Origin of the sequence: Halosegnis marinus (assembly GCF_029338355.1) — an archaeon.
Lineage (GTDB): Archaea > Halobacteriota > Halobacteria > Halobacteriales > Haloarculaceae > Halosegnis > Halosegnis marinus.
This window is the reverse complement of the sequence record NZ_CP119802.1, coordinates 378306-390389: the sequence shown is the minus strand read 5'-3', so window position 1 is coordinate 390389 and position 12084 is coordinate 378306. Positions and strand designations below refer to the sequence as shown.

Annotated in this window: 17 protein-coding genes; 10 read left to right on the top strand and 7 right to left on the bottom strand. The window is 70.6% G+C overall.

Features of this window, described 5'->3' with window-relative positions; genetic code table 11:
• Positions 1 to 217 precede the first annotated feature (217 nt).
• Both P2T37_RS02260 and P2T37_RS02255 read left to right on the top strand, forming a co-directional pair.
• Positions 218 to 1186: a transcription initiation factor IIB gene (locus tag P2T37_RS02260; RefSeq protein WP_276235128.1), complete on the top strand. Its 969-nt coding sequence runs from the start codon at positions 218 to 220 to the stop codon at positions 1184 to 1186.
• 79 nt (positions 1187 to 1265) lie between these two features.
• Entirely contained in the window at positions 1266 to 1442 is a 177-nt protein-coding gene (locus P2T37_RS02255) for a DUF7836 family putative zinc-binding protein (protein ID WP_276235127.1), read from the top strand.
• Here P2T37_RS02255 and P2T37_RS02250 read toward each other — a convergent pair.
• The gene (locus P2T37_RS02250) at positions 1439 to 1834 is read right to left on the bottom strand and encodes a translation initiation factor IF-2 subunit beta (protein ID WP_276235126.1); all 396 of its coding nucleotides are present in this window, start codon (positions 1832 to 1834) and stop codon (positions 1439 to 1441) included. The genes P2T37_RS02255 and P2T37_RS02250 overlap by 4 nt on opposite strands.
• Before the next feature lie 167 nt (positions 1835 to 2001).
• Between P2T37_RS02250 and P2T37_RS02245 the strand changes: the two genes are divergently transcribed.
• The 3 genes from P2T37_RS02245 to P2T37_RS02235 all read left to right on the top strand — a co-directional run bounded on the left by P2T37_RS02245 (position 2002) and on the right by P2T37_RS02235 (position 3379).
• The gene (locus tag P2T37_RS02245) at positions 2002 to 2238 is read left to right on the top strand and encodes a UPF0058 family protein (protein WP_276235125.1); all 237 of its coding nucleotides are present in this window, start codon (positions 2002 to 2004) and stop codon (positions 2236 to 2238) included.
• Between the two features lie 88 nt (positions 2239 to 2326).
• Entirely contained in the window at positions 2327 to 2614 is a 288-nt protein-coding gene (locus P2T37_RS02240) for a DUF7545 family protein (protein ID WP_276235124.1), read from the top strand.
• Between the two features lie 75 nt (positions 2615 to 2689).
• A complete protein-coding gene (locus tag P2T37_RS02235) occupies positions 2690 to 3379 on the top strand; it encodes an SDR family NAD(P)-dependent oxidoreductase (RefSeq protein WP_276235123.1) in 690 nt (229 codons plus the stop codon).
• 7 nt (positions 3380 to 3386) lie between these two features.
• Here the strand turns inward: P2T37_RS02235 and P2T37_RS02230 are convergent, their stop codons facing one another.
• A complete protein-coding gene (locus tag P2T37_RS02230) occupies positions 3387 to 3608 on the bottom strand; it encodes a hypothetical protein (RefSeq protein ID WP_276235122.1) in 222 nt (73 codons plus the stop codon).
• 59 nt (positions 3609 to 3667) lie between these two features.
• On the opposite strand from P2T37_RS02230, the gene P2T37_RS02225 reads away from it, so the two are divergent.
• Positions 3668 to 5074 (top strand): NAD-dependent succinate-semialdehyde dehydrogenase, encoded by a 1407-nt coding sequence (locus P2T37_RS02225; protein ID WP_382210599.1) that lies wholly within the window; start codon positions 3668 to 3670, stop codon positions 5072 to 5074.
• A gap of 185 nt (positions 5075 to 5259) precedes the next feature.
• Positions 5260 to 5706 carry a MaoC/PaaZ C-terminal domain-containing protein gene (locus tag P2T37_RS02220; protein ID WP_276235120.1) on the top strand — a complete coding sequence of 149 codons (447 nt, stop codon included), beginning with the start codon at positions 5260 to 5262 and terminating at the stop codon, positions 5704 to 5706.
• Between the two features lies 1 nt (position 5707).
• On the opposite strand, the gene P2T37_RS02215 is transcribed toward P2T37_RS02220, so the two are convergent.
• Both P2T37_RS02215 and P2T37_RS02210 read right to left on the bottom strand, forming a co-directional pair.
• Positions 5708 to 6001, bottom strand: coding sequence for a DUF7977 family protein (locus P2T37_RS02215; RefSeq protein WP_276235119.1), 294 nt, complete (start codon positions 5999 to 6001; stop codon positions 5708 to 5710).
• The gene (locus P2T37_RS02210) at positions 5998 to 7035 is read right to left on the bottom strand and encodes a zinc-binding dehydrogenase (RefSeq protein ID WP_276235118.1); all 1038 of its coding nucleotides are present in this window, start codon (positions 7033 to 7035) and stop codon (positions 5998 to 6000) included. The genes P2T37_RS02215 and P2T37_RS02210 overlap by 4 nt, the downstream gene beginning before the upstream one ends.
• Positions 7036 to 7269: 234 nt before the next feature.
• On the opposite strand from P2T37_RS02210, the gene P2T37_RS02205 reads away from it, so the two are divergent.
• Both P2T37_RS02205 and P2T37_RS02200 read left to right on the top strand, forming a co-directional pair.
• Entirely contained in the window at positions 7270 to 7695 is a 426-nt protein-coding gene (locus P2T37_RS02205; RefSeq protein WP_276235117.1) for a hypothetical protein, read from the top strand.
• 38 nt (positions 7696 to 7733) lie between these two features.
• On the top strand, positions 7734 to 8330 hold the full coding sequence (locus tag P2T37_RS02200) for a MogA/MoaB family molybdenum cofactor biosynthesis protein (RefSeq protein WP_276235116.1): 597 nt from the start codon (positions 7734 to 7736) through the stop codon (positions 8328 to 8330).
• Here the strand turns inward: P2T37_RS02200 and P2T37_RS02195 are convergent, their stop codons facing one another.
• A complete protein-coding gene (locus tag P2T37_RS02195) occupies positions 8331 to 8648 on the bottom strand; it encodes a cupin domain-containing protein (protein ID WP_276235115.1) in 318 nt (105 codons plus the stop codon). It lies immediately after the preceding gene.
• A gap of 77 nt (positions 8649 to 8725) precedes the next feature.
• Between P2T37_RS02195 and P2T37_RS02190 the strand changes: the two genes are divergently transcribed.
• Positions 8726 to 9337, top strand: a complete 612-nt coding sequence (locus P2T37_RS02190) for an alpha/beta hydrolase (protein ID WP_276235114.1) — start codon at positions 8726 to 8728, stop codon at positions 9335 to 9337.
• Here P2T37_RS02190 and P2T37_RS02185 read toward each other — a convergent pair.
• Positions 9331 to 11589: an amino acid permease gene (locus tag P2T37_RS02185; RefSeq protein WP_276235113.1), complete on the bottom strand. Its 2259-nt coding sequence runs from the start codon at positions 11587 to 11589 to the stop codon at positions 9331 to 9333. The two genes, P2T37_RS02190 and P2T37_RS02185, sit on opposite strands and share 7 nt — an antisense overlap.
• Positions 11586 to 12020, bottom strand: a complete 435-nt coding sequence (locus P2T37_RS02180) for a universal stress protein (RefSeq protein ID WP_276235112.1) — start codon at positions 12018 to 12020, stop codon at positions 11586 to 11588. Before P2T37_RS02180 ends, P2T37_RS02185 begins: the two co-directional genes overlap by 4 nt.
• Between the last annotated feature and the right edge of the window lie 64 nt (positions 12021 to 12084).

The following is a 12084-nucleotide window of genomic DNA, read 5'->3' as shown; positions in this document are numbered from 1 at the left end:
GAAGGAACCTTTATTATTGTTCATCACAGCCGATGACGACGAGCCGGGATATGCACATCCGTGTAAAATCGGCCGAAACCGCCGTCTGTGCGGGCTAGAGCGATGCACGCCCGCGATAGGTTTAAATAGTTGTCGCACTTACAGAGAGTTAGCAAGCGCGCTGCCGGCTTTCTTCGTCCAGCCGACCCCCGGTAGCCCGTTGCATCCCGTCCCCACCATGAGCGAAACAGACATCCGAACCCACGAGCGACCCGAGACGGAACAGTCCCGCGAGAGCGAGAGCGAGGACGTGAACGTCTGCCCCGAGTGCGGCGGCCGCCTCGAGAACGACACCGAACACGGCGAGACCGTCTGCAGCGAGTGCGGCCTCGTCGTCGAGGAGGACAGCATCGACCGCGGGCCGGAGTGGCGCGCGTTCGACGCCGCCGACCGCGACAACAAGTCCCGCGTCGGCGCCCCGACCACGAAGATGATGCACGACAAGGGGCTCTCGACGAACATCGGCTGGCAGGACAAGGACGCCTACGGCAAGTCGCTGTCCTCGCGGCAGCGCCAGAAGATGCAGCGGCTCCGCACCTGGAACGAGCGGTTCCGCACCCGCGACTCGAAGGAGCGCAACCTCAAGCAGGCGCTCGGCGAGATCGACCGCATGAGCTCCGCGCTCGGCCTGCCGGAGAACGTCCGCGAGACGGCCTCCGTCATCTACCGCCGTGCGCTCAACGAGAACCTCCTGCCCGGGCGCTCCATCGAGGGCGTCGCCACCGCGGCGGTGTACGCCGCCGCGCGACAGGCCGGCGTCCCCCGGAGCCTCGACGAGGTCCACACGGTGTCGCGCATCGACAAGATGGAGCTGACCCGGACGTACCGCTACGTCGTCCGCGAGCTCAACCTGGAGGTCGCGCCGGCCGACCCCGAGAGCTACATCCCGCGGTTCGCCTCCGACCTCGACCTCTCCGACGAGGCCGAGAACCGCGCGCGCAAGCTGATCAAGGCGGCCCGCGAGGACGGTCTCCTCTCCGGGAAGTCCCCAGTCGGCCTCGCGGCCGCGGCCGTCTACGCCGCCGCGCTGCTGTGCAACGAGAAGGTGACCCAGTCGGACGTGAGCGAGGTCGCCAACATCTCCGAGGTCACCATCCGTAACCGGTACAAGGAGCTGCTCGAAGCGGAAGGCGTCGTCACCGCCTGAGCCGCTCGCGTGGGGACCGGCTCGCCGGGACCGACTTCCGCACCAACCTTTTTGCCCGCTCCCGCCGCACCTCGGAGCCATGGTCGAAACGTACGTCCGACTGCTGTGTCCGGAATGCGGGAAGCACTGGGAGGCGTCGCCGAACGACCTCCCCGAACCGGCCCGGACGTTCCACTGTCCCAACTGTCACGCGAGCCGGCGGCTCTCCGAGTTCGCGCGGACGGAACGGGACCTGGAGACCCTGAAGACCTTCTAGGCGCCGACGCGCGTGCGCTCGCCGCACGCCTCGCACTGCCGGAACTCCCCCTCCTCGACGAGCTTCGTGTCCGGGAGGCCGCACTCCGGACAGAGCACGTAGCCGTCGGCGTACTCCTCCAGGGCCGCGACCACCCGGCGCTGCTTGAACGAGCCGGTGAGCCGCAGGCGGTCCGCGTCGTCGCGGCTCGCGGCCGTGCCGAGCTCCGACTGGAGGTACTGCATCACGTGGTCGGGGGCGCGGCCGAGCCGCTCGGCGACGGACGCGAAGTTCTCGAACACGGTGAAGCTCCCGTCGGCCCGCAGTTCGGGGTCGGGGACGGAGAAGCGACCCGCGCTGCCGCTCGAATCCGATTCCGACATCGCCCGGTCGAGGTGTTCGTCGTAGCTCATACGCCGGCGTCGGGACGGCGCGCGGAAAAGGCGTTCGCCACGGAGTGTGTGAACCTGTCACGAGGCGAGACGGCTCGTATTGCCGGAATCGGGCCGTCTCGCGGGGTAGTATGTTAACGTTCCTCAGGATAATAATATAACCCTCCGAGCGTAAGCCGGTGTTGACCATGAAAAAGCAGGAGCTGATTCACCTTCACGGGCTTCTCGCAGAGGTACGAGAACACTACGAGGAACTCGCGGACACCGACGTCGAACACGACGAATACGTTTCTCTGGGCGTTCGCCCGACATCCATCCACAAGTCGAAGACCGACCACAAGGCTGCGGTCTTCGCGCTCGCCGACGGCATCACCGAGGAGATGACCGCAGAGGTCAAAGAGCCCGTCTCCGCGGCCGCCGACTGAGACTTCACACGCGGTTCTGCGACAGCTACCCTCCCCAGCCGCGGGTGCGTACCCACAGACACAAGAGTCGGGGCCGCCTCTCGCGGGTATGTCCGACGACACGACGATAGAGCTCGGTATCGACGGCCCCGACGGCGAGGACACGCTGACCGTCCCGGCCGCGCTGGTCGACCTGTTCGCGGAGAACGACGAGTCCGCCGCGACGGTCGTCGGCGACCTCGCGATGATCAACGCCGCCCAGCAGATACACGCCGCGACGGCCCACGGCCACGGCGAGCCCTCGGAGGAGCTGAAGACCGTCGAGGCACAGCTCATGGACCTGTTCGAAGACCGCTTCGGGCAGACGTTCGGCGAGATGACCGGCCACGACCACTGAGCGGTTCCGTCCTCCGTTCTCCCCGCCGGCGAGCGACCGCTACGCACTTGCGGCGCGCGCTCCTCGCCCCGCCGTATGGAACTCCACGACGACCTCTCCGGGCAGGTCGCGCTCGTCACCGGGGCGAACCGCGGTATCGGCGCGGAGATAGCCCGGAACCTCGACGACCTCGGCGCGACCGTCTACGCCGGGACGCGCTCGATGAACAGCGACGTGCCCGACGGCTGCGAACAGGTGCTGCTCGACGTGACACAGGAGGGCGACATCGACGCCATCGCCGACGGCGTGTTCGGCGAGGTCGGCCGGCTCGACATCCTCGTCAACAACGCCGGCATCGGGGAGTTCGGCGACGACATCGTCGCCGAGCCCGCGGAGCGCATCGACCGGACGCTGGCGACGAACCTCCGCGGACCGATGCTCCTGTGTAAACACCTCGTCCCCCTGCTCGTCCAGCGCGAGGGCGGCCGGGTCGTGAACGTCTCCTCGGGGATGGGCGCGCTCGCCGACATGGGCGACGGCTCGCCCGCCTACCGCGTCTCGAAGACGGGGCTCAACGGGCTGACGCGGTACCTCCACGCGCAGTACAACGAGCAGGGGCTCATCGCGAACGCCGTCTGTCCGGGCTGGGTCCGCACCGACATGGGGGGGAGCGAGGCGGACCGGCCGGTGGAGAAGGGTGCCGAGACGCCGACGTGGCTGTGTCGGTTCGCGCCGGGAAGCGAGTCGGGTCGGTTCTGGCGCGACCGGGAGCGTATCGACTGGTAACCGGTCGTCAGACGATCTGGTCGCGGTCCTCGGAGGTGCCGAGCAGCAGCGTGCCGACGACGGCGGCCACGACGCCGACGACGCCGAGGAGTATCTGTGCGACGGCCGACTCGATGCCGGCGAAGGTCATCGCGGCGATGAGGCCGGAGCCGGCGAGGATGCCGACGGCACCGACGACGACCTTCGTGCGTTCGGGCAGGCCCATGAGGCCGGCGAGCGCGCTTGCCATACTCGGGGTTGTGACCGCCTCCTACAAATACGGCGCGCTCCGCGGCGACCCCGACGGCTATGTGGGTCGGTGTCGAACGCCGTGGCATGCACCGCATCGACCCCGCCACCGGGGACGCGCTCGAACCGGTCGCGGAACACGACGCGGAGGACGTGGACGCGGCGCTGGACGAGGCGACGGCGGCCTTCGAGTCGTGGTCCGACACGCGCCTGGAGGAGCGGCGGCGCCTGCTGACGGAGGCGGCCGACGTGCTCCGCGACCGCACGGAGGAGTTCGCGCGGCTGATGACCCGCGAGATGGGGAAACCGATCGAGGGCGCGCGCGCCGAGGTGGAGAAGTCGGCGTGGGGACTCGACCACTACGCCGAGCACGCGCCGGAGTACCTCGCGGACGAGCACATCGGCACCGAGGCCGGGACGAAGTCGTTCGTCTCCTACGAGCCGCTGGGGCCCGTGCTGGCCGTGATGCCGTGGAACTACCCGTTCTGGCAGGTGTTCCGCTTCGCCGCGCCGAACCTCGTGGCGGGCAACGTCGGCCTCCTGAAGCACGCCTCGAACGTGCCGGAGTGTGCGCTCGCCATCGAGTCCGTCTTCGAGGAGGCGGGCTTCCCCGAGGGCGTGTTCCGCACGCTCGTCGTCGGCTCGGAGCGGGCCGAGGAGGTGATTCGCGACGACCGCGTGCGCGCGGTGACGCTCACCGGGTCGGAGCCGGCGGGCCGGGCGGTCGGCGGCGCGGCCGGCGAGGAACTCAAGCCCTCGGTGCTGGAACTCGGCGGCTCGGACCCGTTCGTCGTGCTGGACGACGCGGACCTCGCCGCCGCCGCGAGCGTGGGCGCGAGCGCGCGCACGCTCAACTCCGGGCAGTCGTGTATCGCGGCCAAGCGGTTCGTCGTCCACACGGACGTGTACGACGAGTTCCTGGAGCGGTTCGTCGCGGAGATGGAGTCGCTCGTCGTCGGCGACCCGACCGACGAGGGGACGGACGTGGGACCGCAGGCCCGCGAGGACCTGATGGCGGAGGTACACGAGCAGGTGACCGCGTCCGTCGAGGCGGGTGCGACCGTCGAGACGGGCGGGGAACCGCTCGACCGGGACGGCTTCTTCTACCCGCCGACGGTGCTGACCGACGTGCCCCGGGACGCCCCGCTCGGCTGTGAGGAGGTGTTCGGCCCCGCCGCGGCCGTCTTCGAGGTGGAGAGCGAGGCCGCCGCCGTCGAACTCGCCAACGACTCCGACCTCGGCCTCGGCGCCAGCGTCTGGACCGAGGACCTCGAACGCGGCGAACGGGTCGCCCGCCGCATCGAGTCGGGGGGCGTCTTCGTGAACGAACTCACCAAGTCGGATCCGCGGCTCCCGTTCGGCGGCATCAAGGACTCCGGCTACGGCCGGGAACTCGCCCGGCAGGGCATCCGCGCGTTCCTCAACGAGAAGACCGTCTGGGTACAGGACACGGACGACCAGCCGTAGTCAGGCCGTCTCGCTCACGATACGCCGGAGCGCGCCGCCACAGCGCCCGCACGCCCCGTCGGCGGTCACCGCGAGGTAGCGCGTCCCGCAGTCGGCACAGCGAAGATACTGCATGTTGTTACCACGACCCACGAAAGCATAACGCCGTCGGCGGGGTTTTGTCGCCGCCCGGTCAACTCCGGGCGATGCGCACCTTCGACGACCTGGAGCCGGGGTGGACGGAGACGTACGGCCCGCACACGATGGAGCGGACGGCGATGACGGAGTTCGCCGCGGGGTTCGACCCCCAGCCGATGCATCTGGACGCCGAGGCGGCCCGCGAGAAGGGGTACGAGGACGTGTTCGCGAGCGGCCTCCACACCGTCGGCGTCGGGACGCGCCTGCTCGTGGAGAATTTCCTCAACGACTCCACGAACCTCGGCGGCCTCGGCATCGAGGAGCTGTCGTGGCACGCGCCCGTCTATCCGGGCGACGAACTCTCCGTCCGTCACGAGGTGGTTTCGACGCGCGTCTCGGAGTCGAACCCCGACCGCGGCGTCGTCGTGCGCGACATCGAGGTGTTCCGGGGCGAGGACGGCGACGAGGAGGTCGTCTGCTCGTGGACCGTGGCGATACTGATGGCCCGCGGGTAGCTCAGGGCCGCGTCGTCGCCCACACCGCGAGCGCGCCGAGACCGAGCGCGGGCAGCAGCGGCAGGACGAGGAACGCGTCCCGGTAGCCCAGTCCGAGCGACTTCGTGAACGCGCCCGCCTGCGGGATGTAGAAGAGGACGGCGGGGATGACGACGATGGAGACGACGAGCCACCCGACGAGTATCCAGCCGCGGAGGCCGAACTCGCGTTCCTGCCCGCGGGGCTTGGCGCCGTGGCTGTCCCCGTCGGGCGTGTGGACGTAGCCGTCGTCGCCCCCGTCGTCGGTGGCGCTCACAGCTCGCTGTCGGGGACGACCACGACCTTGCCGAAGCCCTCGCGGTCCTCCAGCAGCCCGTGGGCGGTCGCCGCCTCGCTCATCGGCAGCACGTCGCGGATACGCGGCTCGAACGTGCCGTCCCACACGAGGTCGAGCACCTCGTCGATGTCCGAGTTCGCGCCCATCGTGGAGCCGAGGATGTCGTACTGGTTCCAGAACAGCTCGGAGATGTTCACCTCGACCTTCGGGCCGGCGGTCGCGCCGCAGGTGACGATACGGCCGCCCTTCGCCAGCGAGTTCATCGACTTCTCCCACGTCGGGCCGCCGATGTGGTCCACGACGATATCGACGCCCCGTCCGCCGGTGTGTTCCTCGACGAACTCGTCGAACGCCTCCTCCTCGTAGTTGACGACGTGGTCAGCGCCGAGCTCCGTCGCGGCCTCCAGTTTCGCCTCCGTCGAGCCGGTGGCGTACACCTCACAGCCGGCGTGGTCGGCTATCTGGACCGCCGCGTGGCCGACGCCGCCCGACGCGCCGAGCACGAGCACGGACTCGCCGGCCTCTATCTCGGCGCGCGAGTGGAGCATCCGCCACGCCGTCTGGAAGACGAGCGGCGCGGCCGCGGCCGTCTCGAAGTCCACGTGGTCCGGTACCGCGACGAGGTTCTCCTCCGGGAGCGACGCGTACTCGGAGTGGACGCCCGTCGAGTGCTCGCCGATGATGGTGTAACGGACGCACTCGGAGTGCTCGCCGGCGCGGCAGTGTTCGCACTCGCCGCAGTACGACCCGGAGGCGACCGCGACGTGGTCGCCCTCCTCGAAGCGGGTCACGTCGGGGCCGACCTCGGCGACGACGCCCGCCGCGTCGGAGCCGGGGATGTGCGGGAACTCGCCGGGGGAGGGCATTCCCTTGCGCGTCCACACGTCGAGGTGGTTCAGCGCCCCCGCCTTCACGTCCACGAGCACGTCGTCGCGGCCGATTTCCGGGTCCGGCAGTTCGCCGTACTGGAGTACGTCGGTGTCGCCGTGCTCCTCGTAGAATACACCTTCCATGCGCGCCCCTGTGATTCGGTCGCACAAAGACGTGCCGATAGGGAGACGCGAACAGCGTTGCGACGGAGTCGCCACGGGCCGTGCGAACGGTGAAACCGTGAGCAGAGAGCGAGCGTCTCCGAACGAGTGAACGGCGAAGCCGTGAGCAGCGAGCGTCTTCGAACGAGCGACCCGCGGGGCCGTGAACGGACGGGGACGCGAAAGGCCCATGCCGGTCGGCGCGAACCCACGGGCGTGTCGCGGACGCCGTGGACCTACGTCGGCCTCGCCCTGCTCGCCGTCGGCCTCGTCGCGTCGGGGGTCGGCGCGGCGACCCATCTGGAGGAGAAGCGGTGCGAGACGGCCGCGTTCGTTCAGGTACTCGATACCGACGCGGTGAACGGGTCGCTCGACGGGTACGACCGCGTGGCGTACGGGAACCTCTCGACCGCGGAGCGGCGCACCTTCCGCGAGGTGCGCGACGCGGGCGGGCAGGCGCTCGCGGCGAAGGGGTCGCTCCCCGAGGCCGTGGTCGCGTACGGGAACGACTCGTACGTCGTCCGGTACAGCGCGGAGTCCGGGTGTACCCCGTGGGACCGCGAGCGGGTCGTGACGCCGCTCGCCGCGGGACTCGGGGGCGTCGTCGTCGGCCTCGGCCTGACGCGCGGGCTCGACCCCTGACCGCCGGGCTTTCGTCGCTCGCCCGCGGAGACGGGGGTATGAGCGAGGGTCACGACGGCGACGAGGGGGGACACCACGACGACCACGGCCACGACCACGAAGAGAGCGACGGCCACGGGCACGACGACCACGACCACGGCCATCACCACCACGACCTCGACGCGCTCGGGGCGAGCGTCGTCACGGTGTCGTCGTCGCGCTCGCTGGACGACGACCCGGCGGGCGACGCTATCGCGGCGGCGTTCGAGGTCGAGGGCCACGAGGTCGCCCACCGCGAACTCGTCCCCGACGACTTCGACGGCGTCCAGGGGACGGTGAAGCGGCTGGTCGAGCGCGCGGACACGGACGTGGTGGTCACCACCGGCGGGACGGGCGTCACGCCCGACGACGTGACGGTGGAGGCCGTCCGGCCGCTGTTCGACAAGGAACTGCCGGGGTTCGGCGAACTGTTCCGCGACCTGTCGTCCGAGGAGATCGGGACGCGCGTCGTCGGGACGCGCGCCGTCGCGGGCGTCTCGCGGGGCGTTCCGGTGTTCTGTCTGCCGGGGTCGGAGAACGCCGCGACGCTGGGCGCGGAAGAGATCATCGTCCCCGAGGCTCCCCATCTCGCGGGGCTGGCGCGCCGCGAGGAGTAGTCAGTCGCCGCCGGGGAGGGGGCACAGCGACGCCGTGAGCACCGCGGTCGCGTCCGAGTCGTTGCGCGCGCCGTGCTCGACGCCGCGCTCGTGGAGGACGACGCCGGGTGCCGTTATCTCCTCCTCCTCGCCGTCGCGTATCACGACGACCTCGCCCTCGACGACGTGGAACACGTTCGTCGCGTCGGGGTGGTCGTGGGGCGTCATCTCCGCGCCGGGACCGAGCGCGAACGCCTTGACGAGGACGTCGTCGGTCACCACGACTTCGGCCGTGAGCAGTTCCCCCGCGTCGGGGTCGAGGTCCGGATAACGGTCCATATCGGACGTGGGCGCGCCCGGGACTTGGCTCCGTCGCCGGACGAAGACGCGAAGTGCGCCCGCGCCCTCGCCCCGGTATGACCGACAGCGAGACCGTCCTCGTGCCGGGCGGCCGGGACGTGCGTGCGACGCTCGACGCCCCCGACGCCGACGCCTGCGTCGTCGCCTGCCCGCCGCACCCGCGGATGGGCGGCAAGCGGACCGATACGCGACTCGCGGCCGTCGCGGACGCGCTCGCGCCCGATGTCGCGACCCTCCGGTTCGACTACGGCGCGTGGGACGAGGGGCGCGGGGAACTCGCGGACGCGCGCAACGCCCTCGGGTGGGCGCGCGCTCGGTTCGACGCGGTCGCGCTGTTCGGCTACTCCTTCGGCGGGTGCATCGCCCTGCTCGCGGCCGCCCGCGAGTGCGAGGACGGGACGCCGCCGGCCGCCGTCGCCGCGCTCGCGCCCGCCTCGCGGCTCGGTGAGGGACTCGACGCGGCCGCGGCGCTCGGTTCGGTGACGTGTCCGGGCTACGTGCTGTACGGCGCGCGCGACACGACGGCCGAGTGGGAGCCGGTCGTCGAGCGCGCGCGGGAACTGGGCTGGACGGTCGAGGAGGCGAGCGCGGACCACCACTTCGTCGGGCAGGCGGGGACGGTCGGCGGGAGTGCGGCGGCGTTCCTCGCGGCGGAACTCGGCTACTGATTGCCGAACAGCCGCTCCGTCAGCGAGCGCCGGCGGGCCTTCTCCGCGAGCAGGACGGTGCAGTCGATGTCGTCCACCACGTCGAGCGCGAGCGACCCGCGGAGCAGGCGCGACAGCAGGCCGCGCTCCGTCGCACCGATGGAGACCATCGTGGCGTCGGCCGCGGCGCGCTCGATGGCCTCTTCCACGTCGCCCGTCTCCACGCGGAGCGTCGCGTCGCCGAGGCCGTTGGCATCGGCCCAGTTCTCGAGGAACTCCTCGCCGGCCGCCTCGTCGTCGGCGACGTGGAGGAGGGTCACCTCGGCGCCGTACGCGTCGCGGAGGACGCCGGCTATCTCGGCCGACAGCTCCGAGTCGGGGCCGCCCGCGGTCGGGACGAGCACGCGCTCGGGGTCGAAGCCGCGGTCCTTCATCACGAGGAAGTCGCAGGGGAGGTTCTCGGTGAGGTCGTCGTACGCCGACTCCACGCGGCCGGGCGACCCGTGCGAGTCCGGACCCCAGCCCATGACGACGGTGTCGGCCTCGTGGCTCTCCGCGGCGTCGAACACCTCCGCGAACGCCTCGTGGGAGATGACGGTGTGGGTCTCGACCGGGACGCCGAGCTCCTCGGCGTCGATGCGGGCCTTCTCCAGCAGTTCGCCCGCGTAGTCGTCGAACTGGTCGACGTGCTCGCCGGCGTACTGCAGCGAGGTCTGGTCCGGCACCTGGACGATGTGGACCACGTCGAGGCTCCCGCCGTGGTGTTTGGCGACCGCCGCGCCCAGGCGGAGCAGGTCCTCCTCGTTCTCGGGGTTGGCGACGGGTACCATCACGCGGTAGTCGCCGCCCTCCGGCTGTGCGGCCGTCGCGGCCGACACCGCGGCGTCGGGCATCTCGTTCGAGCGCGAGAGAACGTACTGCGTGAGGACGCCCCGCTTCTCCGTCCGGCTCCGCGCGTACACGAGATACCAGACGAGCCCCACCAGCACGAAGCCGCCGGCCAGCGCTATCTCGACGGCGTCGAGGAAGTAGATGAGGCCGAACGACGAGACGGCGCCGAGTATCGGCACGGCCGGATACAGCGGCACCCGGAAGTCGGGGTCGTACTCCGGCGTGTCGGCCTCGCGCATCACGATGAGCGCGATGTTGAGCAGTCCGTAGACGATGAGGTGGAGGACGCTGCCGGCCTTCGCGAGCACCTTGACGTTCCCGACAGCGATGAACAGCAGGATGAGCGCGCCGGTGATCGCGATACTCCGGTACGGGGTCGCGAAGCGCGGGTGTATCTCGTTCAGCGCGGTGCTGACGAGCTTGTCGCGCCCCATCGCGAAGTTGATGCGCGAGGACGCGAGGATGGACGCGTTCGCCGACGAGGCGGTCGCGAGCAGGCCGGCGAAGGTGAGCAGCCCGACGCCGACGGCCGCGAACCCGAACGCGCCGAAGGATATCTCGGCCACGTCGAGCACCGGCGTGTCGGTGAACGCCGGGGCGAGCTGTTTCCAGTTGATGACCCCCATCAGGACGACCATGATGATGCCGTACATCACCGTCACGATGACGACGCTCCCGACGACGGCGAGCGGGAGGTTCCGGCCGGGGTTCTTCAGCTCCTCCGCGACGGTCGTTATCTTCGCGAACCCGAGGAAGGAGACGAACACGAGGCCGGTCGCTGGGAGCACTGCGGCCGCGCCGCCGGTCTCCGCCGGGAAGAACGGCCGCAGCGTCGAGAGGTCGGCCTGTAGGAAGCCGAGCACGGAGAAGACGGTCAGGACGGTGACGAGCGTCACGACGATGAGCACCTGGAGCCGCCCGGTCTCCTTGGCTCCGACGTAGTTGATGAGGACGAACAGCGCGCCGGCGACCAGCGCGCCGACCTGCAGGGGTTCGAGCACGACGGCCCCGAGCGCGAGGGTCGGGATGGGGAGCAGGGTCGCGAGGTACTCCCCGAAGCCGAGCATGTAGAACGCCGAGGCGAACGCGAGCCCCATCCAGTTTCCCCAGCCGGCGACGGAGCCGAACAGCGGTCCGAGCGCGTGGTTGACGTAGTAGTAGCTCCCGCCGGCTTTCGGCATCGCCGTCCCGAGTTCCGACGCCGACAGCGCCGTGAAAAGCGAGATGACGCCGCCGACCACGAACGAGAGCGCGACCGCCGGTCCGGCGGCCGCGGCGGCCTCGCCGGGCAACACGAAGATGCCCGCGCCGATCATCGTCCCGACGCCGATGGTCAGCGCCGACAGCAGCCCGAGGTCCTTGGCGAGTTCCTGGTCGCTCATGCGTCCGCCCCCGTTCCGGCGTCGGGAATCGCGACGACGGGACGGTCGGCGGCGTCCATCAGGTCTCGGGCGACGTTGCCGGTGAGCGCGCGCTCGAACCAGCTCCCGCCCCGCGGCGTGAACACGACGGCGTCAGCGTCGGCCTCGCGGGCCGCCCGCACGAGGCCGTCGGCCACGTCGGTGTCGAAGACGACCCGGGTCGTCACCTCTCCGCCGTGGTACCCCTCGCGGAAGGCGGCGAACGACGCCTCGGCGGCCGTCTCGCTCTGTTCGACGCCGGCCTTGTCGGGGGCGCCGCCGGCCTTCTCGACGACGTGGACGACGGTGACGCGGTCGGCGTCGAGGTTCCGGGCGAGCGCGGCGGCGGTCGCCGTCGCGTCGTCCTCCCCGGCGACCGCGACGAGCACGTGGTCGAAGCGGCCCTTACCCATCGTCGGGTGCCTCCGCGGGGTCGCCGGCCGGTTCCGCGAGCGGCCGCCGACGCCGGTGTCCGTT